The 22295-nt window shown below is 63.6% G+C and carries 20 protein-coding genes; 13 read left to right on the top strand and 7 right to left on the bottom strand.

What is annotated here, in order from left to right:
* Positions 1–6 precede the first annotated feature (6 nt).
* The 10 genes from ACSQ84_RS00545 to ACSQ84_RS00500 all read left to right on the top strand — a co-directional run bounded on the left by ACSQ84_RS00545 (position 7) and on the right by ACSQ84_RS00500 (position 11200).
* Positions 7–978, top strand: a complete 972-nt coding sequence (locus tag ACSQ84_RS00545) for an ABC transporter permease (RefSeq protein WP_436209699.1) — start codon at positions 7–9, stop codon at positions 976–978.
* Entirely contained in the window at positions 975–1970 is a 996-nt protein-coding gene (locus ACSQ84_RS00540) for an ABC transporter ATP-binding protein (RefSeq protein ID WP_436209698.1), read from the top strand. Before ACSQ84_RS00545 ends, ACSQ84_RS00540 begins: the two co-directional genes overlap by 4 nt.
* Positions 1967–2965 carry an ABC transporter ATP-binding protein gene (locus ACSQ84_RS00535; protein WP_436209697.1) on the top strand — a complete coding sequence of 333 codons (999 nt, stop codon included), beginning with the start codon at positions 1967–1969 and terminating at the stop codon, positions 2963–2965. Before ACSQ84_RS00540 ends, ACSQ84_RS00535 begins: the two co-directional genes overlap by 4 nt.
* Positions 2966–3065: 100 nt before the next feature.
* Positions 3066–4871, top strand: a complete 1806-nt coding sequence (locus tag ACSQ84_RS00530; protein WP_436209696.1) for a gamma-glutamyltransferase family protein — start codon at positions 3066–3068, stop codon at positions 4869–4871.
* Positions 4872–4881: 10 nt separating this feature from the next.
* Positions 4882–5601, top strand: a complete 720-nt coding sequence (locus tag ACSQ84_RS00525; protein ID WP_436209695.1) for a DUF1028 domain-containing protein — start codon at positions 4882–4884, stop codon at positions 5599–5601.
* Positions 5598–6587, top strand: a complete 990-nt coding sequence (locus ACSQ84_RS00520; RefSeq protein ID WP_436209694.1) for an ABC transporter ATP-binding protein — start codon at positions 5598–5600, stop codon at positions 6585–6587. Before ACSQ84_RS00525 ends, ACSQ84_RS00520 begins: the two co-directional genes overlap by 4 nt.
* A complete protein-coding gene (locus tag ACSQ84_RS00515; RefSeq protein ID WP_436209693.1) occupies positions 6584–7690 on the top strand; it encodes an ABC transporter ATP-binding protein in 1107 nt (368 codons plus the stop codon). Before ACSQ84_RS00520 ends, ACSQ84_RS00515 begins: the two co-directional genes overlap by 4 nt.
* 17 nt (positions 7691–7707) lie before the next feature.
* On the top strand, positions 7708–9219 hold the full coding sequence (locus tag ACSQ84_RS00510) for an ABC transporter substrate-binding protein (protein ID WP_436209692.1): 1512 nt from the start codon (positions 7708–7710) through the stop codon (positions 9217–9219).
* 148 nt (positions 9220–9367) lie between these two features.
* Positions 9368–10309: an ABC transporter permease gene (locus tag ACSQ84_RS00505; RefSeq protein ID WP_436209691.1), complete on the top strand. Its 942-nt coding sequence runs from the start codon at positions 9368–9370 to the stop codon at positions 10307–10309.
* A gap of 3 nt (positions 10310–10312) precedes the next feature.
* Complete coding sequence (locus tag ACSQ84_RS00500; protein ID WP_436209690.1) at positions 10313–11200, top strand: ABC transporter permease; 888 nt, start codon at positions 10313–10315, stop codon at positions 11198–11200.
* A 195-nt stretch (positions 11201–11395) separates the two neighbouring features.
* Here the strand turns inward: ACSQ84_RS00500 and cnbZ are convergent, their stop codons facing one another.
* From cnbZ to ACSQ84_RS00480, 4 genes are all read right to left on the bottom strand, one after another.
* Positions 11396–12139 carry a 2-amino-5-chloromuconate deaminase CnbZ gene (gene cnbZ, locus ACSQ84_RS00495; protein WP_436209689.1) on the bottom strand — a complete coding sequence of 248 codons (744 nt, stop codon included), beginning with the start codon at positions 12137–12139 and terminating at the stop codon, positions 11396–11398.
* A gap of 159 nt (positions 12140–12298) precedes the next feature.
* Positions 12299–15394 carry an efflux RND transporter permease subunit gene (locus tag ACSQ84_RS00490; protein ID WP_436209688.1) on the bottom strand — a complete coding sequence of 1032 codons (3096 nt, stop codon included), beginning with the start codon at positions 15392–15394 and terminating at the stop codon, positions 12299–12301.
* Between the two features lie 97 nt (positions 15395–15491).
* Positions 15492–16685 (bottom strand): efflux RND transporter periplasmic adaptor subunit, encoded by a 1194-nt coding sequence (locus ACSQ84_RS00485; RefSeq protein ID WP_436209687.1) that lies wholly within the window; start codon positions 16683–16685, stop codon positions 15492–15494.
* A gap of 1 nt (position 16686) precedes the next feature.
* The gene (locus ACSQ84_RS00480) at positions 16687–17388 is read right to left on the bottom strand and encodes a TetR/AcrR family transcriptional regulator (RefSeq protein ID WP_436209686.1); all 702 of its coding nucleotides are present in this window, start codon (positions 17386–17388) and stop codon (positions 16687–16689) included.
* A 198-nt stretch (positions 17389–17586) separates the two neighbouring features.
* Between ACSQ84_RS00480 and ACSQ84_RS00475 the strand changes: the two genes are divergently transcribed.
* Complete coding sequence (locus ACSQ84_RS00475; RefSeq protein ID WP_436209685.1) at positions 17587–18825, top strand: cytochrome P450; 1239 nt, start codon at positions 17587–17589, stop codon at positions 18823–18825.
* A gap of 12 nt (positions 18826–18837) precedes the next feature.
* Here ACSQ84_RS00475 and ACSQ84_RS00470 read toward each other — a convergent pair whose 3' ends face one another.
* Complete coding sequence (locus tag ACSQ84_RS00470) at positions 18838–19029, bottom strand: hypothetical protein (RefSeq protein ID WP_436209684.1); 192 nt, start codon at positions 19027–19029, stop codon at positions 18838–18840.
* A 193-nt stretch (positions 19030–19222) separates the two neighbouring features.
* Here ACSQ84_RS00470 and ACSQ84_RS00465 point away from each other — a divergent pair, with 193 nt between their 5' ends.
* Positions 19223–19360, top strand: a complete 138-nt coding sequence (locus ACSQ84_RS00465) for a hypothetical protein (protein ID WP_436209683.1) — start codon at positions 19223–19225, stop codon at positions 19358–19360.
* A 302-nt stretch (positions 19361–19662) separates the two neighbouring features.
* On the top strand, positions 19663–20079 hold the full coding sequence (locus ACSQ84_RS00460) for a hypothetical protein (RefSeq protein ID WP_436209682.1): 417 nt from the start codon (positions 19663–19665) through the stop codon (positions 20077–20079).
* 159 nt (positions 20080–20238) lie between these two features.
* Here ACSQ84_RS00460 and ACSQ84_RS00455 read toward each other — a convergent pair whose 3' ends face one another.
* Together ACSQ84_RS00455 and ACSQ84_RS00450 are read right to left on the bottom strand one after the other, a co-directional pair.
* Positions 20239–21102 (bottom strand): sugar phosphate isomerase/epimerase family protein, encoded by an 864-nt coding sequence (locus tag ACSQ84_RS00455; protein ID WP_436209681.1) that lies wholly within the window; start codon positions 21100–21102, stop codon positions 20239–20241.
* A complete protein-coding gene (locus ACSQ84_RS00450) occupies positions 21102–22295 on the bottom strand; it encodes a dihydrodipicolinate synthase family protein (RefSeq protein WP_436209680.1) in 1194 nt (397 codons plus the stop codon). Before ACSQ84_RS00450 ends, ACSQ84_RS00455 begins: the two co-directional genes overlap by 1 nt.

Genomic DNA, 22295 nt, shown 5'->3' with positions numbered 1-22295 from the left:
TTATCGATGTCCGACGCCGTCGTCCCCCACCGAGCCGAGCCGAGCGCAGCCGTTGCGCGCGCCGGCACGGGCTGGTTCAGACGCGCGCTGGACAGCGACATCTTCTATTCGTTCCGCCGTTCCAAGCTGACGATGGTGGCGGCGGCCGTTACCATGCTGTTTTTCCTGCTGGCGATCTTCGCCTCGGTTCTCTCGGTTCAGAACCCGTTCGATCCGGCGCAGCTTCAACTGATGAATTCGCGCATTTCGCCGCTGTGGACGGCCGACGGCCAAAGCCCGTTCCTGCTCGGCACCGACGAGCAGGGCCGCGACGTGTTCTCCGCCATTCTCTACGGGCTGCGGATTTCGCTTGTCGTCGGCGTGCTCGGTGTCGTCTTCGCCGGCGCGCTCGGCATTACGCTCGGGCTGATCGCGGGCTATGTCGGCGGCGCGGTCGATGGACTGATCATGCGCATCGCCGACGTGCAACTGACGTTTCCGGCGATCCTGATCGCGCTCCTGGTCAACGGCGTCGCCAAGTCGGTGTTCGGCAACCGGCTCGACGCCATGAGTACGCTGGTGGTGCTGGTGATCGCGATCGGCTTAAGTTTCTGGGTGCAGTATGCCCGCACCGTGCGCGGCTCCGTCATGGTCGAGAAGAACAAGGATTATGTTGCAGCCGCCCAATTGATCGGGCTGCCCGCCCCCATCATCATGCTGCGTCACGTGCTACCGAACACAATGGGGCCGATCCTGGTGATAGCCACCATCAACCTCGCGCTCGCCGTCATTACGGAAGCCACCCTGTCCTTCCTCGGGGCCGGGATGCCCGATACCATGCCATCGCTGGGCACGCTGATCCGGATCGGCAACAATTATCTGTTCGCGGGCGAATGGTGGATCGTGGCCTTCCCCGGCTTTGCGCTGGCCGGACTGATCCTTTCCATCAACCTGCTCGGCGACTGGCTGCGCGACGCGCTCAATCCGAAGCTCCGATGACCATTCCTGTCCTCTCCGTGCGTAACCTCGAGGTGGAGTTCCACACCCGCCGCAGCGTCTTGCACGCCATCAACGGCATCTCCTTCGACATCGCCAAAGGCGAGGTGCTCGGCGTGGTCGGTGAATCCGGCGCCGGCAAATCCGTGACGGGCCTTGCCGTGATCGGCCTGATCGATCCGCCGGGGCGGATCGCGGGCGGCGAGATCTATCTGTCGGGGATGCGGATCGATCATCTGCCGCCGGAAGAAATCCGTCGCATCCGCGGCAAACGCATCGGCATGATCTTCCAGGATCCGCTGACCAGCCTCAATCCGCTCTACAAGATCGGCGACCAGATCGTCGAAACCATCCGGACCCATCTCAATCTCTCCGAGACCGCGGCGCGCAAGCGCGCCATCGACCTTTTGGCGGAGGTCGGCATTCCGGCGCCGGAAAAACGCATCGACGCCTATCCGCATGAATTCTCCGGCGGCATGCGCCAGCGCGTCGTGATCGCGCTGGCGATCTGCGCCGAACCGGATCTGATCATCGCCGACGAGCCGACCACGGCCCTTGACGTCTCCGTGCAGGCGCAGATCATCTCGCTGATCAAACGCCTTGGCCGCGACCATGGCACCGCCGTGATGCTGGTGACGCACGACATGGGCGTGATCGCCGAAACCTCCGACCGCGTCGCGGTGATGTATTCGGGGCGGATTGCCGAGATCGGCCCGGTTCAGGACGTGGTCCAGAACCCGCTGCATCCCTACGCCAAGGGCCTGATGGGCGCGATCCCGACGCTCGCGGGCGAAGACAAGCGGCTGGTGCAGATACCCGGTTCGATGCCGCGGCTGTCGGCGATCCCGCAAGGTTGCCCGTTCAACCCGCGCTGCGGCTTCGTCTTCGACCGCTGCCGCGTCGAGCGTCCGGAGCCGATCGCGCACGGCACGCAGGCCGTGGCCTGTCATCTCTATGATGGCGCGTCCAAGGCGATCAAGGAGACCGCGGCATGAGCGCGGCATCTTTCATCGACGTCAGGAATTTGCGCTGCGAGTTCGACGTGTCCAAGCCGTGGCTTAACCGCATGCTCGAAGGCGGCCACCTGGAATTCCTGAAGGCGGTCGACGGCGTGACCTTCGATATCAAGAAGGGCGAGACTTTTGCCCTCGTCGGCGAATCCGGTTCGGGCAAAACCACGGTAGCGCGGATGGTGGTGGGATTGCTGCCGCCGAGTTCCGGCGAAGTTCTCATCGACGGCGTCTCGATGACCGATGCAAGACAGGCGCAGGTGCGGCAAAAGCTGCGCCGCCGCATCCAGATGATCTTCCAGGATCCCTATGCCAGCCTCAATCCAAGATTCAGAGTGGACGCCATCGTCTCCGAGCCGATCCGCGCCTTCGACCTGATCCAGGGCGAGCGCGACATCGCCGCGCGCGTCGGCGAACTGCTGAGCCTCGTCGGCCTGCATGCCGATGACGGCCTGAAATTTCCCCACGAGTTTTCCGGCGGCCAGCGCCAGCGCATTGCGATCGCCCGCGCGCTGGCGTCGGAAGCCGAATTCATCGTCTGCGACGAGCCGACCTCGGCGCTTGATGTCTCGGTGCAGGCACAGATTCTCAATCTGATGCGCGACTTGCAGGACAAGTTCGGCCTCACCTATCTCTTCATCAGCCATAACCTTGCCGTGGTGCGCCACATGGCGAGCCGGATCGGCGTGATGTATCTCGGCCGCATCGTCGAGATCGCCGAAGGGCGCGAACTCTTCAGCAATCCGCGGATGCCCTACACCAAGATGCTGCTGGGCGCGGTTCCGGATCTTGCGATGTCCGGACGCCAGCGGATTCCGGTCAAGGGCGAGATCCCCAATCCGATCAATCCGCCGCCCGGCTGCGCCTTCAACCCGCGCTGCCCGCTGGCCTACGATCTCTGCCGCCAGGAAGCGCCCGCGCTGATCAACGGCGTCGCCTGCCACGCCGTCAATTCGCCGGCCGAAGCCGTGCCTGCCTGATCGCCGGGATGGGAGCCCGCCACGTCAACCAAACGGTTGGCAGCGCGCCCCGCCTGTGGTCAAGTGGCGCACCAAATACCAAGCGCAGCATCGGATTCCCATGAGCAACATCAACCCCGATCCGTTCACGACCAGGCCGGAAATCGAAGGCACGTTCGGGGTGGTGACCTCGACCCACTGGATCGCCACCGCGGTCGGGATGGGCATTCTGGAAAAGGGCGGCAACGCGTTCGATGCCGGCGTTGCTACCGCCTTCACGCTGCAGGTGGTCGAGCCGCATCTGAACGGCCCGGGCGGCGATGTGCCGATCATCGTGCACGACACCAGGCGCGGCCGCACCGAAGTGATTTGCGGCCAGGGCCCGGCGCCGTCAGGCGCCACCATCGCGCATTATCGCAGTGAGGGGCTGGAGATGGTGCCCGGCACCGGGCTGCTCGCGGCCTGCGTGCCCGGCACGTTCGAATCCTGGATGTTGCTGTTGCGCGATTACGGCACAATGCGGCTGCGCGACGTGCTGGAACCCGCGATTGCTTACGCCCGCGACGGCTATCCGCTGGTCGAGCGCGCCGCAGCGACGATCCAGATCGTCGAAAAGCTGTTCAGGAATCACTGGAAGACCTCGGCCGCGGTCTATCTGCCGAACAACGAAGTGCCGAAACCCGGCACGCTGTTCACCAACAAGCAGCTGTCGGAAACCTACGCCCGCATCCTGAAAGAGGCCGAAAGCGCTGGTGGCGATCGCGTCGCGCAGATCGAAGGCGCGCGAAAAGCGTGGTCGCACGGCTTCGTTGCGGAGGCGATCGACAAGTTCTGCCGCACCCAGGACGTGATGGACGTCAGCGGCTCACCGCACCGCGGCGTGCTCCGCGCCGACGACATGGCGCGCTGGCAGCCGACCGTCGAGGCGCCGCTGACTTATGATTACGGCCGCTACACCGTCTGCAAACCGGGAGTCTGGAGCCAGGGCCCGGTGATGCTGCAGCAACTGGCACTGCTCAAGGGTTTCGAACTCGACGGGCTCGATCCGACTGGGCCCGAATTCATCCACCTGCAGATCGAATGCGCAAAACTCGCTTTCGCGGACCGCGAAAAATTCTACGGTGATCCCAAATTCACCGACATCCCGATCGCGACCTTGCTGTCGGACGCCTACAATGACAAACGCCGCAAGCTGATCTCAAGGGACAAGGCCTCGCTCGATTTCCTCCCCGGCTCGGTGGAAGGGTTTGGTTCGGTCGTGAAAATGCGCCGCGCCGAAGGCCATCGCGAGGCGGTCGGCGCCATGGGCGCGGGCGAGCCGACTGTCGGCCGCTTCGGCGAAGTGCGTGGCGACACCGTGCATTTCGATATCATCGACCAGGCCGGCAACATGATCTCGGCGACGCCGTCCGGCGGCTGGCTGCAATCCTCGCCGGTGATTCCCGAACTCGGCTTCTGTCTCGGCAGCCGCGCCCAGATGTTCTGGCTCGAGGAAGACCATCCCGCGGCACTGGCGCCGGGCAAGCGCCCGCGCACCACGCTGTCGCCGACCATGGCGCTACGCGACGGCGAGCCGTACATGGCCTGGGGTTCGCCTGGCGGCGACCAGCAGGACCAATGGACCACGCAGTTTTTCCTGCGCCACGTCCACGCCAATCTGAACCTGCAGGAAGCGATCGACGCGCCGGCCTGGCACTCCGAACATTTCCCGATCTCGTTCTGGCCGCGCACCGCAAGGCCCGGCGTGCTGGTTGTTGAAAACCGTGTGCCGAAGGCGACCGTCGATACGTTGAAGGGCCGCGGCCATGTCGTCGAGATCGGCCCCGATTGGTCGGAAGGCCGTCTCACCGCGGCTTCCAAGGTCGGCCGCCGCCGCCGTGCGGCCGCCAATCCGAGGGGCATGCAAGGCTACGCGGCCGGACGATAAGGGGCTTCAGATGACCTGGTCGATCATCGCCCGCGATCCCGCGACCGGCCAGTTCGGCATCGCGGTCGCGACCAAATTCTTCGCGGTCGGCGCGCGCGTGCCGCATCTCGTCGCCGGTATCGGCGGCATCGCGACCCAGGCATTGGTCAATCCCTATTACGGCATCGACGGCGTGAAGCTGTTGAGCCAGGGACTTGACCCGAGCGACATCCTCAAAACCCTTGTCGCCACCGACGACGGCCGCGAAAGCCGGCAACTCCACATCATGGACACCAAGGGCCGCATCGCTGCGCATACCGGCCGCGATTGCGTCGACTGGTGCGGACACATCCAGGGCGAAGGTTTCTCGATCGCGGGCAACATGCTGGCCGGCGCCGCCGTGCTCGACGACACCGCAAAGGCCTATGTCGCCAATGCTGGCCTGCCCTTTCCTCGCCGGCTGATTGCCGCGATGCATGCGGGCGAAGCCGCCGGCGGCGACAAGCGCGGCAAGCAATCTGCGGCGCTGCTGATCCATGGCGAGGAGGAATGGTCCGAGCTCAATCTGCGCGTCGACGACCACACCGATCCGCTGCGCGAGCTGGAGCGCCTCGAACAAGTAAGCCGCGAGCGCTGGGTGCATTTCCGCGCCTTCATGCCGACGCGCAAGAATCCCGCCGGGATCACCGATCGCGCGACCATCGACGCCGGCATCGAGGCCAGCATCAAAGCGACGACTGGCAAGGCATGAGCACGACCCCCCTCATCGAAATCGAGGGCTTGCGCGTCGTGTTCCATGGCGACGATGGCCGCTCGACGCATGCCGTCGATACCGTCGATCTCAGCGTCGCCAACGGCGCGACGCTCGGGCTGGTCGGCGAATCCGGCTGCGGCAAGAGCGTCACATCGCTGGCGATCATGGGGCTGTTGTCGAAACACTCGGCGGAAGTTTCCGGCTCGATCCGCTTCGACGGTTTTGATCTGCTCGACGTGCCCGACGAGACCCTGCGCGACCTCCGCGGCAATCGCCTGGCAATGATTTTCCAGGAGCCGATGACCTCGCTCAATCCGAGTTTCACCATCGGCGACCAGATCATCGAGACCATCCTGCGCCATCGCGGCGGCTCGAAGCGTCAGGCCCGCGAACGCGCCATCGAGCTGCTGCGCCGCGTCCACATCCCCTCGCCCGACAAGCGCATCGACGAATATCCGCACAAGCTTTCCGGCGGCATGCGCCAGCGCGTGATGATCGCGATGGCGCTGGCCTGCGATCCCCGCCTGTTGATCGCGGACGAGCCGACCACGGCGCTCGACGTCACGCTGCAGGCGCAGATCCTCGATCTGATGCGCGAGCTGAAGGCCGCCAGCGGGGCTGCGATCATCCTGATCACGCACGATCTCGGCGTTGTCGCCGAAGTCTGCGACGAGGTCGCCGTGATGTATGCCGGCGAGATCGTCGAGCGCGCGCCGGTTGATGAGCTGTTCGCCAATCCGCAGCATCCCTACACCGTCGGCCTGCTCGGCTCGATCCCGCGGCTCGACCGCCGGGCCGCGCATCTGGCCACCATCGAGGGCATGGTGCCGAACATGGCCAACCCGCCGCCCGGTTGCCGCTTCGCGGCGCGCTGTCCTTTTGTCGCTGACATCTGCGTCGCAGCGCCGCCGCCGCTGGCGATCCTCAGCCCCGGCCACGCCTCGCGCTGCATCCGCGCGCCGCTGGAGCGGCTGGTATCATGAGCGCGCTGCTCGAGGTCAAAGGACTTGTAAAGCATTTCGTCGCGGCGCGTTCGGTGTTCGGCCGCGCCACCGCCTTCGTCAGGGCCGTCGACGGCGTCAGCTTCCGCGTCGAGGCCGGCAAGACGCTGGCGCTGGTCGGCGAATCCGGCTGCGGAAAATCCACCGTCAGCCGGCTGGTGCTGCGGCTGATTGAACCCGACGCCGGCAGCGTTCGCTTCGAGGGCCGCGATCTCCTCGCGCTGGGCGCCAATGAACTGCGCAACTTCCGACGCGACGCGCAGATCATTTTCCAGGACCCTTATGCCTCGCTCAATCCGCGCATGACGGTGAGCCAGATCCTGACCGAGCCGCTGGCGCTGCATGACCTCGTGCCCGCACCGCGTCGCCGCGAGCGGGTCGAGGAATTGCTGCGGCTGGTCGGGCTGGAGCCGCGCTTTGCCCGCCGCTACCCGCACGAATTCTCCGGCGGCCAGCGCCAGCGCATCGCGATCGCGCGGGCGCTCGCGGTGGAGCCGAAACTGATCATCTGCGACGAGCCGGTATCGGCGCTCGACGTCTCGATCCGCTCGCAGATCCTGAACCTGCTGCGCGATTTGCAGAACCGGCTGGGCCTTGCGTATATTTTTGTCTCGCACGACCTCGCCGTGGTGAAGCACATCGCCCACCGGGTCGCGGTGATGAATCTCGGCGTCATCGTCGAGACCGCGGACGCGCAAGCGCTGTTCGCCGCCCCCCGGCATCCCTATAGCCGGGCCTTGCTGTCGGCGATTCCGGTACCCAAGCCACAAGCCAAACGCAGCCGCATCGTGTTGCAGGGCGAGATGCCGAGCGCGCTCGATCCGCCGTCCGGCTGCCGCTTTCATACCCGCTGTCCCTATGTGGTCGAGCGTTGCCGCACCGAAGTGCCGCAACTCGTGGCCGACAGCACGGGCCATGCGACGGCGTGCCACCGGATGGCGGAACTGCCGGCACCGGACAGCATCGTGCCCTCAGATGGCGGCTTTTCACCAGTCCTTGAAAAACTGGTCGCCGCCTTTGGACGGACGGAAGGTGCGGGCCGTACCGGTGTTGGTATATCAGGGACACGACCGACAGCAGTGTAATCAAAGGGATGGGTGCGATGAAAATCTTGCGTTTGGCGGTGACCGCGGCGGCGCTGTTGCTGTCGTTCGAAGCGAGTGTGCAGGCGCAGACCACGCTGCGCATCGGCTTGGCCGAGGATCCGGATATTCTCGATCCGACGCTCGGGCGCACCTATGTCGGCCGCATCGTGTTCGCATCATTGTGCGACAAGCTGTTCGACATCGACGAGAAGATCAACATCGTGCCGCAGCTCGCGCTGTCGCACCAGACTTCGGCCGACGGCAAGGAAGTCATCATCAAGCTGCGGCCGGGCGTGAAATTCCACGACGGCGAACCGCTGGACGCCGAGGCCGCGAAATTCTCGCTGGATCGCCATCTGACGATGCCGACCTCGTTCCGCAAACCGGAACTGGCCCAGCTCGACCGTGTCGACATCGTCGATCCCCTCACCATCAAGCTGGTCTTGAAGACGCCGTTCTCGCCGCTGATAGCCCAGCTCACCGACCGCGCCGGCATGATGGTTTCGCCGAAAGCCGCAAAGGCCGAAGGCGACAAGTTCGGCTTGAAGCCGGTCTGCGCGGGTCCCTACAAATTCGTCGAGCGCGTGCAGCAGGACCGCATTGTGTTCGAGAAATTCGCCGACTACTGGAACAAGGACGCGGTCAAGATCGACCGCATCGTCTATCTGCCGCTGGTCGACGCCACCGTACGCCTCGCCAATTTGAAATCCGGCGGCCTCGATTTGATCGAACGCCTGCTGGCCACCGACATCAAGGCGGTGCAGAGCGACCCGAAACTGAAATTATCCAGCGCCATCGAGCTCGGCTATCAGGGCGTAACGCTGAACGTCGGCAAGGACAAGGCCAAGGGGCCGCTCAGCCAGTCGGCGAAAGTGCGCCAGGCGCTCGATCTTTCGCTCGATCGCGAGGCCATCAATCAGGTGGTGTTCAACGGCGAATTCAAGACCGGCAACCAATGGGTCAATCCCGATCATCCTTATTACCAAAAAGCTTTCCCGGTCCGCGGACGCGACGTCGCCAAGGCCAAGGCGCTGCTGAAGGAAGCCGGCGTCACCCCGCCGGTCAGCGTCGACTTCATGGTGCCGAAGGGCGCGGAAACCGAAGCCGTGGCGCAGGTGATCCAGTCGATGGCCTCGGAAGCGGGTTTCGACATGAAGATCCGCGTCACGGAATTTGCGACCTCGCTGAAGCTGGCCGAATCAGGTGAATATCAGGCCTTCATGCTGGCCTGGAGCGGACGGATCGATCCCGACGGCAATTCCTACGTGTTCCAGAAATCCAACGCGCCGCAGAACTACAGCGGCTGGTCCAATCCCGAAGCCGACAAGGCGCTCGACGACGGCCGTCTCGTCACCGATCAGGCGCAGCGCAAGGCGATCTATGAGAAGCTGGCGAAGATCGTGCTGGAAGAAGATCCGCTGCTCTACATCTATCACCGCAAGATCCTGATCGCACATTCCACCAGGCTGGAAGGCTACAAGCAGATGCCGGACGGGCTGGTGCGCGTGACCGGGCTGACGCTGAAGTGAGGGGCCGACCGATGCACTCGCGTCCCGGACGTGGTGCAGCGCGCTTGCGCTGCGCCGCAGAGCCGGGACCCACCCCGCGGCCAAACTGGGTCCCGGTTCAGCAGCGCAACATTGCATGTTGCGCAGCGCCCGGGACACGAGACGAACCATGCTGAACTTCCTCGGCCAGCGCATCCTGCAGCTGATCCCGACGCTGTTCTTCGTGTCGGTACTGATCTTCTCGCTGCAACATCTGTTGCCGGGCGATCCGGCGCTGGTCATGGCCGGCGAGGAGCGCGACCCCGAAGTGATCGCGCAAATCCGCGCGCAATACCGGCTCGATCAGCCGATCCCGATCCAGTACGTCTATTGGGTCAAGGGCGTGCTGTCGGGCGATTTCGGCGAGTCGCTGCGCATCAAGGTGCCGGTGCTCAGCCTGATCGCGCAGAAGCTGCCGGTGACGATCCAGCTCGGCTCGATGGCGATCGTGATCGCGTTCCTGATCGGCATTCCCGCCGGCATCGTTTCCGCTGTCAAGAAAGGCACGGCGTGGGACTACGGCGCCAATTTGTTTGCGCTATGGGGCATCTCGACGCCGAATTTCTGGCTCGGCATCATGCTAATCTTCCTGTTCTCGATCGAACTCGGCTGGCTTCCCGCGTCCGGCTATGTGCCATTGTCGGAAAACTGGCGCGCCAGCATCGCCTCTACCATCATGCCCGCTTTCGTGCTCGGCAATGCGATTGCCGCGATCCTGATGCGGCATACCCGCAGCGCCATGCTGCAGGTACTGGAAAGCGACTACGTCCGCACCGCGCGCGCCAAGGGCCTTTCCGAACGCTCGGTGATCCTCAAGCACGCGATGCGCAACGCACTGACGCCGGTGATCACGCTCGGCGCGCTCGAACTCGGCACGCTGCTGTCGGGCGCGGTGCTGACCGAGCAGATTTTTTCGATTCCGGGCTTTGGCAAGCTGATCGTCGACGCCGTGTTCAACCGCGATTATGCGGTCGTGCAAGGCGTCGTGCTGACGACCGCGACGATCTACATCACGCTCAATCTGGTCGCCGATATCGCCTATGTCCTCGTCAACCCGCGGCTGAGGGCCTGACGAATGACCGATGTAATCCTCGGCACGATTCCAAAAATCGTCTCCGATGAACTGGAGAGCCCGACCCGGCGCGCGCTGCGGCGGCTGTTCAAGCGCAAGGGCGCCGTGGCCGGCCTGATCATCATCGCGCTGTTCGTGCTGCTGTCGCTGTTCGCGCCGCTGATCATACCCTATGACCCGATCGCAACCAGCTGGTCGCTGGTGCGCAAGCCGCCGACGTGGCAGCACTGGTTCGGCACTGACGATCTCGGCCGCGATATCCTGGCCCGCGTCGTCTACGGCGCCCGGGCTTCCCTGATGGCCGGCGCGATCTCGGTCGGGATTGCGCTCGGCATCGGCGTGCCGCTCGGCCTCTTGTCGGGCTATCGCGGCGGCTTCATCGACGGCCTGATCAGCCGCATCACGGATGCGATGCTGGCCTGCCCATTCCTGATCCTCGCCATCGCGCTGGCAGCGTTTCTCGGACCGAGCCTCGGCAATGCCATGATCGCGATCGGCATCTCGGCGACGCCGATCTTCGTGCGGTTGACCCGCGGCCAGGTGATGGCCGTCAAGGTCGAGGATTATATCGAGGCCGCACGCGCGATGGGCAATCCGCGCTGGCGCATCGCGCTATTTCACATCCTGCCGAACATCATGCCGGCGCTGCTGGTGCAGGCGACGCTGTCGATTGCGGCCGCCATCATCGCCGAAGCCGCGCTGTCGTTCCTCGGCCTCGGCCAGCAGCCGCCCTCACCGTCCTGGGGCAGCATGCTCAACGCCGCGCAGCGTTTCCTCACCAACGCGCCCTGGATGGCGATCTGGCCGGGACTGGCGATCTTCCTCGTGGTGCTGTCGTTCAACCTGGTCGGCGACGGCCTGCGCGACGCGCTCGACCCAAGGGAGCGGTAGGCGCTTGCTTACCTTCCCCCGCTTGCGAGGAGAGGTCGGATCGCCTCGGCGATGCGAAGCATCGTCCGGCGCGATCCGGGTGAGGGGGTACCGGCCCACCCTCGAATTCAGTGCTGGCAGATAGAAGGCCCCTCACCCTACCCTCTCCCCGCAAGAGCGGGGCGAGGGAGGAAACACCCCTCTACGCGCCACGCCTCAAATCACCAACTCCCGCAAAACCCTTCTGCAATCCATTTCGTACTCGAGGTCGATCACCGGCGGCCGCGCGAAATGCCAGGTCAGGCCCGAGCGCGCGGCGCCACGGCGGACCAGCTGTTCGGCGAACACCGGATAGAAGTCGTGCACGGTGTAGGTCTGCGCCGCCGTCGCATCTTTCCAGCCGAAGCCGAACTCGCCCATGCGGCGCTCCATGGCGCCGACCACGTAGCTGACTTTCTCCTTGATTCCCTCCGGGCTGAGGTCGCGATAGCGCACGGTGCGCTCGGCATAGGTGGCACCGCCGTCGACCGATTCGCCGCTGCCGGATATCACGAAGCTCGGCGCCATGTTCCCGCTCGGGCGCGTGAACGAGAAGGCGTAGAACGACGGCTCGGTCGGCGGGTCGATCTCGGGACAGACATTGCTGCGCGCCACCGGGTTGGCAGTGCCGTCGTAGATCTCCCACTCGGCGAGCGTCTTGACGTAGTGCAGGTTGAATTTGCGAAAGCCTTCATCGGTGAACGCCGCTGGCGAGCGCAGCTCGCAGGCGCAGAAGGAGGTCAGTGGCCTGCCCGCGGCCTGAATATATTTGGCGATCTCGGCAAAACCTTCCGCCAGCGCCACCGGTTTGTCGAAGCGCACCCGCTCGATCTCGAAACCGGGGTTGGCCGCAGCCCCAGCCGAATACTGAAACACCGCCGGGATGAACCGGTAGTTGCCCGCCACGAAGTCGGTCGTCATGTCTCTTCTCCGTTTCTTGTTTTCCCGGCGCGCTTGCCACCGCTGAGTGGCGCCGCGCCTGTCCGGCGCGCCCGCGGGACAGGCTATCACGAGACACGAAAAAGGCGGCAACGGTGAGAACCGTTGCCGCCTGGTCTTTGCAGGAATGATCTCAGGCTATCACGTCGGCTTGAGTCCCGGCGTTGCCAAATCGAAATCCGCGATCTCCTTGGTCCGCCGCGAACCAGCCTTGGCCTGGTGGTCGGTGGCCATCCAGACATAGACCGCTGGCAGCACGAACAGCGTGAACAGCGTGCCGATCGACATGCCGGACACCACGACGAGACCGATCGAGAAGCGGCTCGCCGCACCGGCGCCCGTCGCGGTCAGCAGCGGGATCAGGCCGGTGACCATCGCCGCCGTCGTCATCAGGATCGGACGCAGTCGGATCCGGGCCGCCATTTCGATCGCCGAACGCTTGTCGAGACCTTCCTTGAGTTGCAATTCGTTGGCGAACTCCACCATCAGGATGCCGTGCTTGGTGATCAGGCCGACCAGCGTCAGCAATCCGACCTGCGTGTAGATGTTGATCGTCGCTACGCCGAAGAACAGCGGGATCAGCGCGCCGACGATCGCCATGGGAACGCTGATCATGATCACCAGGGGATCGCGCAGGCTTTCGAACTGCGCCGCCAGCACCAGGAAGATGATGATCAGCGCGAAGCCGAAAGTGATCGCGAGCTGGTTGCCTTCCTGCACATACTGCCGGGAATCGGCCAGATAGTCGTGACCAAAGCCGGCAGGCAGCTTCTTGGCTTCGCCTTCCAGGAAGTCCACCGCCTGCCCGACCGTCACGCCCGGCATCGGCACCGCCGAGAAGGTCGAGGAGTTGAGCTGGTTGTAATGCGTCAGCGCGTTCGGGTCGGTCGCGGTCTCGATCGACACGATGGTCGACAGCGGCACCAATTGCCCGGTGTTGGTCGGGACATAGTAACCGCCGAGCGATTCCGGCGACAGCCGCATGCCGCGAGGCACTTGCGGGATCACCTGATACGACCGTCCCTCAAGGTTGAAGCGGTTGACGTAATTGCCACCCAGCAGCGTCTGCAGCGTGGCGCCGACCTGCGCCATGTTGATGCCGAGGTCGCTTGCCTTGGAACGGTTGATGTCGATCCGCACCACCGGCTGATTGAAATCGAGATCGCTGTCGGAGACGATGAACAGGCCGCTCTTGCGCGCCGCGTCCTTGAGCTTGTTCATCTCCTCATAGACGGCCTGGAAGCCCGCGGTCGAATTGATCACCATCTGAATCGGCAACCCACCTGGCCCGCCCGGGAGCGGCGGCAGGTTGAACGCAAACGCCTGGACGCCTTCGATCTTGCTGATCTCCGCCTGCACCAGCGGCTTCAGCTTGATCGAGGAACGTTCGCGCTCGTCCCACGGCTTGAGCAGCATGCCGGCAATGCCGCCCTGCGGTCCATTGATGCCGTTGAGGACGAAGCGCAGATCGGTTTCGGAAAATTTGGCAAACGCCTTGTCGAGCTTTTCGCCGTAGAAATCGACATAGTCGATATTGGCGTATTTCGGCGCCTTGGTCACCGAGAACACGATGCCCTGGTCCTCTTCGGGCGCGAGTTCCTTGGCCGTGTTCATATACAGGAAGCCGACCAGGCCGAGGATCGTCAGCGCGAACACGCCGGTGATCGGGCGATAGTCGAGCGAGCGATCGAGTTGCCTGCCGTACCAGCGGGTCATCGCGCCGAACACCCGGTTGACGATCCTGGCGAAACGCCCCTCTTCGGCGCTCTTGAGCAGGACCGAGCACATCATCGGCGACAGCGTCAGCGCAATGACGCCGGACACGATCACCGAACCGGCGAGCGTGAAGGCAAACTCGCGGAACAGCGAGCCGGTCAAACCGCCGAGGAAGCCGATCGGCGCATACACGGCCGCCAGCGTGATCGTCATCGAGATCACGGGGCCGACAATTTCGCGCGCGCCCTGCAATGACGCCTGTACTGGCGTTTTCCCCTCTTCCAGATGGCGATGGATGTTCTCGACCACCACGATAGCGTCGTCGACCACAAGCCCGATGGCGAGCACCATCGCCAGCAGCGTCAGCAGGTTGAAGCTGAAGCCCAGCGCCAGCATCAGGCTGCAGACGCCGATCAGCGACAGGGGAATCGTGACGACGGGAATGATCACCGAGCGGAACGATGCCAGGAACAGGAAGATCACGACCACGACGATCAGCATCGCCTCGATCAGCGTGTTCTGCACCTCGTCGATCGACGACTGAATGAACTTGGTGGAGTCGTAGGCCACCTTCATCTTCATCGAAGGTGGCAAATTGCGTTCGAGCTCCGGGAACAGTGCGCGGACCCCCTTGACCAGCGTCAGCGGGTTGCCTTGCGGGGTCGCCTGCACGCCGATGAAGATGGCGCGTTCGCCGCTGAACGCCACACTCGCGTCGGTGCTTTGCGCCGCCAGTTCGACGGTCGCGATATCCTCGACCCGCACGAAGCCGCCGTCCCTGGATTTCACGATCATGCGTTTGAACTGGTCGAGGTTCCGCAAGTCGGTGTTGGTCGTAATGTTGGAGACGATGAGGTAGCCTTTGGCCTGGCCGGCGGCGGCCTGAAAGTTGTTGGCCTGGATCGCCGCCTGGACGTCGCTCGGCGATACGCCGCGCCCGGCCATCTTGACCGGATCAAGCCACAGCCGCATCGCGAATGTCTGTCCGCCCAGAATGTCGGCCGACGCCACACCGTCAACGGTCGACAGCACCGGCTGAACCACGCGCGTCAGATAGTCCGAGATCGCCGACCCGGACAACTCGTCGCTGGAGAAGCCGAGATACATCACGGCCGTGGTCTGACCGGTCGTCTTGGTCACGATCGGATCGTTGGATTCTCTCGGGATCAGATATTTGACCGAGTTCACCTTGGCGAGAACTTCAGTCAGCGCCTGGTTCGGGTCGAAATTCAACTTGATGTAGACCTGGATCGTGCTGGTGCCCTGCACGGACGACGAGGTGATGTAGTCGACACCTTCGGCCGAGGCGATCGCCTGCTCGATCGGCGTGGAGATGAAGCCTTGAATCAGATTCGCGGACGCGCCCGGATAGACCGTGGTGACGTTGATCACCGTGTTCGACAGCTTGGGATATTGCCGGATCGGCAAGACGCTGGCGGCCCTCAGGCCGATCAACAGAATCAGCAGGCTGACGACGACCGACAAAACCGGACGCTTGATGAAAATATCAGTTAAGGCCATCGCTGGTTATCCAGTTCAAATATTTGGGCACGGCCTCTCCACAAGACCGGCGCCTGAATCTTGATGATGCGAACGCGGCCCTACGGCCGCGGCGCGTTCAGTAGCGCGGCGGCTTTGCCGGAATCGGCGGTGCCGGATCGGCCGAGATCGTCACGGCCGCGCCCGATTGCAGCTTGAGCTGCCCTACCGAGACGACGCGGTCGCCCGCCTTCAGCCCCTTCAGGATCTCCGCGCGCCCGTGGATGCGGTTGCCGGTCTGCACGAAAGTGCGCGTCACCGTCAGGCTGGTCTTGCCGTCATCCTCTTTCTTCTCGGTGAGGAGATAGACGGAGTCGCCATACAGCGTGTAATCGACCGCGGTTTCGGGGATGGTGATGACCGGCGGCTTGTCCGGCAGCACCACCGTGGTGGTCGTGAACATGCCGGGCTTGAGGATGCGCTCCGGATTTTCGATCGTCGCCTGGACGCGAATGTTGCGCGTGTCGGTCGCGATCTGCGGCTCGATGGTCGTGATCTTGCCCTCGAAGGGGCGGCCTGGATAGGCGTCGACTGCAATACGAACGGTCTGCCCGACCTTGAGCGCGCCTGAGTCCTTCTCCGTCACGGTGAAGTTGGCGTAGAGCCGCGACAGGTCAGTCAACGAAACGATCTGCGTTCCCGCCGTGAGGTACTGACCGACCTCAACCCTGCGAACGCCGAGATCGCCGTCGAACGGCGCCCGCACCAGCTTCTGCGAGATAACCGCCTGGGTCCTGGCGATGCCGGCATTGGCCTGGTCGAACGCCGACTGGGCCTGATCGACGGTCGCCTGCGGCCCGAATTGACGGCTGGCCAGTGCCTTGGCGCGCTCGAGCGTGATCTGTGCCACGGTCGCCTGCGCCTTGAAGCTGTTGAGGTCGGCCTGCTCAGGACCATCGAACAATTGCACCAGTGGGGTGCCTTCCTTTACGGTGGCACCCGCGGTGAACATGATCTCGGTGATACGGCCGTTCACATCCGAGGTGACATTGACCTGATGCACGGCGGCGAGATCGCCGACCGCGGTCAGCAGGTTCGGAATGGTTTCGGACTTCGCCTCGGCAACGGTGACGCTGGCCGCCGGCGGTTTGTTGTTGGCGAAAAACTGCGCGATCATCTTGCCGCGGAAGTAGTTGAACCAGACCAGGCCGCCGACCAGCAAGCTCAGCAACAGCCCGACAACGATGAACCAGCGCACCATCCGCACCGGACGTTTGCGCGCCTTGTCGCCAATCGGCTGACCCTTAAGATGGCTTTCGGTTACGATATTCATTTCATGCACTTTCTGCAGCTACCGATTGTCCCGAATTCGGCGACAGCTCGTGGTCCAAATGCGTAGCAATTGCGGCTTCGTTAAGTCCGATACCGCGGAGGATGAATTGACAAAGCTGCCGTTCGAGATCGGTAGCGTTTCCGTAGGTGAGAACAGGCACCACCGGAAGCCGCGAGAGCGCGGCCATCAACACGGTGTGATGGGCAAACCAAAACAGGTTGAGCGGCTCGTTGCCGATCTTGGACGCGTCGCCGGCCGCTACCGCACTTTCGAGCGATGCGGTGAAGACGGTGCCGATCAAATCGCTGACCTTGGTATAAAGCAGCCGCGCGAATTCGCCGTCGTCGAGATGGCTCGTCGTCATCAGCCGCAGCCGCTGGGCCTCCTGCTCGTCGGGGCCGTCAGAGATCTGCACGAAGTGACCGACCATGCCCTTGATCAGTTCGACCAGCGTCGCGGTCGACGGCGCCTGGCCAAGCAGATGCACCAGATCCGGATCGGCCTCGCACTCCTCGGCCAGGATTTCGGCATAAAGCGCGGCCTTGGACGGAAAATGCTTGAACAGCAGCCCTTCCGAAATGGCCGCGGCCGCCGCCACGCTCTTGGTCGTGGTGCCGGCAAAGCCGTTGCGGGCGAAGCACCGCTTGGCGGCGCTCAAAATCAATTGACGCCGTAAATCACTGGTCATGCGAAGGCTGGACATGGATCGTGTGAGTAATCACTCACCTTGACCAAGTCAAGGATATATTGCAGCGCAACCGGCGTTTCGGCCTGAATTCGGTCCAGTTTGAATTGACCCGGGCCGGGGACGGCGTTTAATTTAGTTGCAATTGCGACTAATCCTCCCGTGCGACCTGCGTCGGTATTCGCACTTGCCCGCTTCGCAAAGAGTAAACGAGCCATGAATCTGGATGCGCGGAAGCTGTCGGCGGATTTCGACCTGGAGAAACTGACGCCGGAATTCTATGCCAACCCTTATCCGACCTATCGAGCATTGCGGGAGAACGAGCCAGTCAAGCGGCTGCCGAACGGGTCCTATTTCCTGACCCGCTATGACGATTTGGTCACCGCCTACAAGGCGACCAAGGTGTTCTCTTCCGACAAGAAAAAGGAGTTTGCGCCGAAATACGGCGACAGCCTGCTCTATGAGCACCACACCACCAGCCTTGTCTTCAACGATCCCCCCGCCCACACCAGGGTGCGGCGGCTGATCATGGGCGCGCTGTCACCGCGCGCGATTGCGGCCATGGAAACCGACCTGATCGAGCTGGTCGACGGGCTGCTCGATGGCCTCGCCACAAAGGAAAAGGTCGACCTGATCGACGACTTTGCCGCCGCCATCCCGATTGAAGTGATCGGCAATTTGCTCGACGTCCCCCATGAGGAGCGGGCGCCGCTGCGCGACTGGTCGCTCGCCATTCTGGGCGCGCTCGAGCCCGTAATCAGTCCGGAGGTGTTCGCGCGCGGCAACAAGGCGGTGAAGGATTTCCTCGGCTATCTCGAAATCCTGGTCGAGCGGCGTCGCGCAAAACCCGGCAACCCCGAGCGTGACGTGCTGACGCGCCTCATTCAGGGCGAGGAAAATGGCGAGCGGCTGACCTCGAAGGAACTGCTGCACAACTGCATTTTCCTGCTCAATGCCGGCCATGAGACCACCACCAATCTGATCGGCAACGGGCTGGTGGCGCTGTCGCGCTATCCGCACCAGAAGGCGCGGCTGATCGCAAATCCCGCGATGATCAAGACCGCAATCGAGGAGATGCTGCGGTTCGAAAGCTCCAACCAGCTCGGCAACCGGATGACGGTCGAGCCGGTCGAACTCGGCGGCGTCGCCATGCCGGCGGGTACGCCGGTGACGCTGTGCATCGGCGCCGCCAACCGCGATCCGCAGCAGTTCGCCGACCCTGAAAACCTCGATATCGGCCGCACGCCGAACCGGCATCTCGCCTTCGGCACCGGCGCGCATCAATGCGCCGGAATGGCGCTGGCGCGGCTCGAAGGCGCGATCGCGATCTCGCGATTCCTGGCGCGGTTTCCGGACTATGCGCTCAAGGGCGAGCCGGTGCGCGGCGGCCGGGTCCGGTTTCGCGGATTTTTGAGCGTGCCCTGCCAGGTCGGCGCAAGCACCGGGGCGTCGTAGGCGGCAACCTGCTTACGCCGTCGCCGGCTCGCCTGCGATGGCGCGATCGATCGCATCGATCAAGAGCTGCATCTCCACGAATTTGGTGCGCGCGCGCTCGGCCTTGTCGCGATCGAACGGCGCCGCCAGAACCTTGGCGTGCGCATCGCGCTCTTCGAGCATGCGACCTCTCGCCTTCTTCAGATTGTCCAGTCGTTCGCTCATGCGGACTCGCTTTGCTGTTGGCTATGTCGGGCTCTGCCGGGGAATCGCCGCGCGACCATAGGGCATGGCAAGGCCGATCGGCCGAAATTAAATCGGCTTTCGCCCGATCGCCCTGTATCTATCCTTCGCCAAGTTGCTACCTTTGCCCGGCACACGATGCTTTCGAAGCAATCAACTCCAGGGAGAGACCGTCATGGCCAAGGGTGAGCAACGCAGCAATCGGGAAACCAAGAAGCCCAAGAAGGAAAAGATCAAAACCATCGCCGCGGCACCGAGCCAGAAGGGCGTCGGCAACCTGCAGTCGGGTTTTGGCTCGGGCAAGAAGAAATAGTCAGCTAGACTGTCCGACAGGCCTTTGAGTTGAACCGATCCGCCTCGCCCGTACGGGCGCCGGCTTGGATGTGCGCCGTCGCGATCGGGCGCGATTCCGGCCTCTGCCGTCTCTCTGCTCTGGGTCGTTAATTAACCCGCGGTTTACCATGTTTGCGTACCTTTTTCGGGACCGGCGTTTCGAAAAGGGCCTCCCGTATGGCGTACCGCGCAAATCAGCAGCTTCGTGAGGATATCTGGGATTACCGCTACGCCTCTGCGCCCAGTACCCCGCCTGGTTCTCCGCTTGGTTCCTTTGGTTCCTTGCCCGACGAAGAAGAGAAAGTCGTCAGCTTTGCCCGGCAGCCCGCCAAGGCGCACGGCGCGACCGCGCTGAGCCTGATGCAGCAGGCCGCCGAAATGTTCGAGGGCATGGAAAGTCAGGCGCGCGAGACCGAAGCCCGCGCCCAGTCCCTGTGCAAGAGCGCGACCGAACGGCTGCGGCTGGCCGAAAAGCAGCGCGACGCTTCCGAGCGCGCCCGCCGCGACCTCATCAATGATTTCAACGCGCGACTCGAGGAAATGGCGAAAGCCATGCAGCGGGCCGAAAAACGCATCGTAGCTGCGGAAGATCACGCGCTCGCCGCCGAATTTCGCGCGCAGGCCGCCGAGGCCCAGCTGCACAAAGCCAATCGCGAACTCGCCGCGATCGAGGACATGATCCGCAAGCGGCTCATCTGAGCGATTGGGATTGTGTTGCTGTCGTCCCTGCGAACGCAGGACCCATAACCACAGGCTCCCGTGGTTAAACCAAGCTGGTGCTCCAGCTCTTTCAACAATCAATTACGGTGGTTATGGGTCCCGGCTCAAGGCCGGGACGACGTGGATAGAGGTCGCCTCTCAAACCACCAACCGGTGCCGTTCGATGCAGGTCCGCAAGACCTCGTCCATCGGCTTGGCCCACCAATCCTCCGAAAAAATCTCGATTTCGGAATACCCTTCGAAGCCCTGCGCTTCGACGGCCGCGCGCACCGATTTGATGTCGATGATGCCGTCGCCCATCATGCCGCGGTCGTTGAGGATATCGTTGGTAGGCACCAGCCAGTCGCAGACGTGAAACGCCAACAGGCGATCCTTTCCGGCGCGCGCGATCTGCGGCAGCAGTTCCGGGTCCCACCAGACGTGATAGACGTCGAGCGCGACCCCGAGCGCGCCTGATCGTTGCGGATCGAGTACATCGCAAAGGTCCAGCGCCTGTTTTGTCGTGTTGACGCAGGCGCGATCGCCGGCATAGGCCGGATGCAGCGGCTCGATCGCCAGCGGCATATTTGCGCCCTTGGCGTATTCCATTATCTCGGCGATGCCGTCGTGCACCTGGCTGCGGGCCTCCATGATGTCCTTTGAGGCCGCGCTGCCCGGCCGCGAATATTGCGGCAGTCCGCCCACGACAAGCACGATGCAGGGCGCGCCCAGCGCCTTGGCCTCGTCAATGGCGCGGCGGTTGTCGTCGCGCGCCTGGGTGCGATGCGCGGCGTCCGATGTGAACATGCCGCCACGGCAATACCCCGTGAGTTCCATCCCGGCATCACGCACCGCGCGCGCGGCGCGGTCGAGACCGACGGCGGCGACCTGATCGCGCCAGGGATCGATGGCACGGATGCCATGCCGCGCGCAGGCCTCGATGATCGCAATAAGGTCGCCCTGCTTGCGGACGGTCGCCGTGTTCAGCGACAGCCAGCGATGATCTTGCGAAAAATCCCGCATCAGGACTCAATGCCGCGTGTCGCCAGCACGGCCTTCATCCGCCGTGTCGCCAGTTCCGGATTGGCGAGCAGGCCCGCCTGGTCGGCCAGCCGGAACAGTTCGGCCAGGTGCAGCGTCGAGCGCGTGCTCTCCTGCCCGCCCACCATGGTGAAATGATCCTGGTGGCCGTTGAGATAGGCCATGAACACGATTCCGGTTTTGTAGAACCGCGTCGGCGCCTTGAAGATGTGGCGCGACAGCGGCACCGTCGGCCCCAGCACGTCGTGGAAGCCGGCCTCGTCGCCCGCTGCCAGCCGCGACAGCGCGTAGGACGCGGCCGGCGCAATCGCATCGAAGATGCCGAGCAGCGCGTGGGAAAAGCCCTGGTCGTCGCCGGCGATCAGTTCGGCATAGTTGAAATCGTCGCCGGTATACACTTTTACACGTTGATCGAGCCGGCGCCGCATGTCGATCTCGCGCTGCTTGTCGAGCAGCGAGACCTTGACGCCGTCGACCTTGGCGGCGTTGGCGTTGATGATGCCGACCGCGATGTCCATGGCTTCGTCGAGGCTGGACGTGCCCCAGTAATTCGCCAGCGCCGGATCGAACATGTCGCCGAGCCAGTGGATGATCACGGGCTCGCGGACCTGCGACAGCACGCGGTTGTAGACTTTTGCGTAATCGTCGGCGCTGCGGCCGATTTTTGCGAGTGCGCGCGACGCCATCAGGATGATGCGCCCGCCGGCCTTCTCGACCGCCGCGATCTGTTCCTCATAGGCCCGGATCACGTCGTCGATGTTTTTGGCATCCTCGACCGCGAGGTGATCGGTGCCGGCGCCGGAAAACACCAGCGCATCGCCTCTTGCTTTTGCAGCTTTCACCGAGCGCTGGATCAATTCCAGCGAAGTGGGCCAGTCCAGCCCCATGCCGCGCTGCGCGGTATCCATCGCTTCGGCGACGCCGAGGCCGAGGTCCCAGATATGTTCGCGAAAGGCGATGGTCTTGTCCCAATCGATCGCTGATGTCAGCCAAGGATCGTTGTCGGCAAGGGGATCGGCCACCACATGCGCCGCCGAGAACGCGACGCGGTTCAGCGTGCCTTCGAGCCGCGCCGGAAAAACCCGCGACGCCGCCAGCCGATAGGTTTCGATGGAACGGTTCGCAGTCGGCAGCTTCAGCGACAGCGAAGAGACAGGCAATACCGGCTTGTTCAT

Source organism: Bradyrhizobium sp. LjRoot220 (assembly GCF_964252915.1).
GTDB lineage: Bacteria > Pseudomonadota > Alphaproteobacteria > Rhizobiales > Xanthobacteraceae > Bradyrhizobium.
This window is presented reverse-complemented; position numbering and strand designations above follow the sequence as displayed.

What these genes read in the sequence shown, in the direction of transcription:
- ACSQ84_RS00545 (WP_436209699.1), top strand. Translation starts at nt 7, where the DNA reads ATGTCCGACGCCGTCGTCCCCCACCGAGCCGAGCCGAGCGCAGCCGTT.
- ACSQ84_RS00540 (WP_436209698.1), top strand. Translation starts at nt 975, where the DNA reads ATGACCATTCCTGTCCTCTCCGTGCGTAACCTCGAGGTGGAGTTCCAC.
- ACSQ84_RS00535 (WP_436209697.1), top strand. Translation starts at nt 1,967, where the DNA reads ATGAGCGCGGCATCTTTCATCGACGTCAGGAATTTGCGCTGCGAGTTC.
- ACSQ84_RS00530 (WP_436209696.1), top strand. Translation starts at nt 3,066, where the DNA reads ATGAGCAACATCAACCCCGATCCGTTCACGACCAGGCCGGAAATCGAA.
- ACSQ84_RS00525 (WP_436209695.1), top strand. Translation starts at nt 4,882, where the DNA reads ATGACCTGGTCGATCATCGCCCGCGATCCCGCGACCGGCCAGTTCGGC.
- ACSQ84_RS00520 (WP_436209694.1), top strand. Translation starts at nt 5,598, where the DNA reads ATGAGCACGACCCCCCTCATCGAAATCGAGGGCTTGCGCGTCGTGTTC.
- ACSQ84_RS00515 (WP_436209693.1), top strand. Translation starts at nt 6,584, where the DNA reads ATGAGCGCGCTGCTCGAGGTCAAAGGACTTGTAAAGCATTTCGTCGCG.
- ACSQ84_RS00510 (WP_436209692.1), top strand. Translation starts at nt 7,708, where the DNA reads ATGAAAATCTTGCGTTTGGCGGTGACCGCGGCGGCGCTGTTGCTGTCG.
- ACSQ84_RS00505 (WP_436209691.1), top strand. Translation starts at nt 9,368, where the DNA reads ATGCTGAACTTCCTCGGCCAGCGCATCCTGCAGCTGATCCCGACGCTG.
- ACSQ84_RS00500 (WP_436209690.1), top strand. Translation starts at nt 10,313, where the DNA reads ATGACCGATGTAATCCTCGGCACGATTCCAAAAATCGTCTCCGATGAA.
- cnbZ (WP_436209689.1), bottom strand. Translation starts at nt 12,139, where the DNA reads ATGACGACCGACTTCGTGGCGGGCAACTACCGGTTCATCCCGGCGGTG.
- ACSQ84_RS00490 (WP_436209688.1), bottom strand. Translation starts at nt 15,394, where the DNA reads ATGGCCTTAACTGATATTTTCATCAAGCGTCCGGTTTTGTCGGTCGTC.
- ACSQ84_RS00485 (WP_436209687.1), bottom strand. Translation starts at nt 16,685, where the DNA reads ATGAATATCGTAACCGAAAGCCATCTTAAGGGTCAGCCGATTGGCGAC.
- ACSQ84_RS00480 (WP_436209686.1), bottom strand. Translation starts at nt 17,388, where the DNA reads ATGTCCAGCCTTCGCATGACCAGTGATTTACGGCGTCAATTGATTTTG.
- ACSQ84_RS00475 (WP_436209685.1), top strand. Translation starts at nt 17,587, where the DNA reads ATGAATCTGGATGCGCGGAAGCTGTCGGCGGATTTCGACCTGGAGAAA.
- ACSQ84_RS00470 (WP_436209684.1), bottom strand. Translation starts at nt 19,029, where the DNA reads ATGAGCGAACGACTGGACAATCTGAAGAAGGCGAGAGGTCGCATGCTC.
- ACSQ84_RS00465 (WP_436209683.1), top strand. Translation starts at nt 19,223, where the DNA reads ATGGCCAAGGGTGAGCAACGCAGCAATCGGGAAACCAAGAAGCCCAAG.
- ACSQ84_RS00455 (WP_436209681.1), bottom strand. Translation starts at nt 21,102, where the DNA reads ATGCGGGATTTTTCGCAAGATCATCGCTGGCTGTCGCTGAACACGGCG.
- ACSQ84_RS00450 (WP_436209680.1), bottom strand. Translation starts at nt 22,295, where the DNA reads ATGAACAAGCCGGTATTGCCTGTCTCTTCGCTGTCGCTGAAGCTGCCG.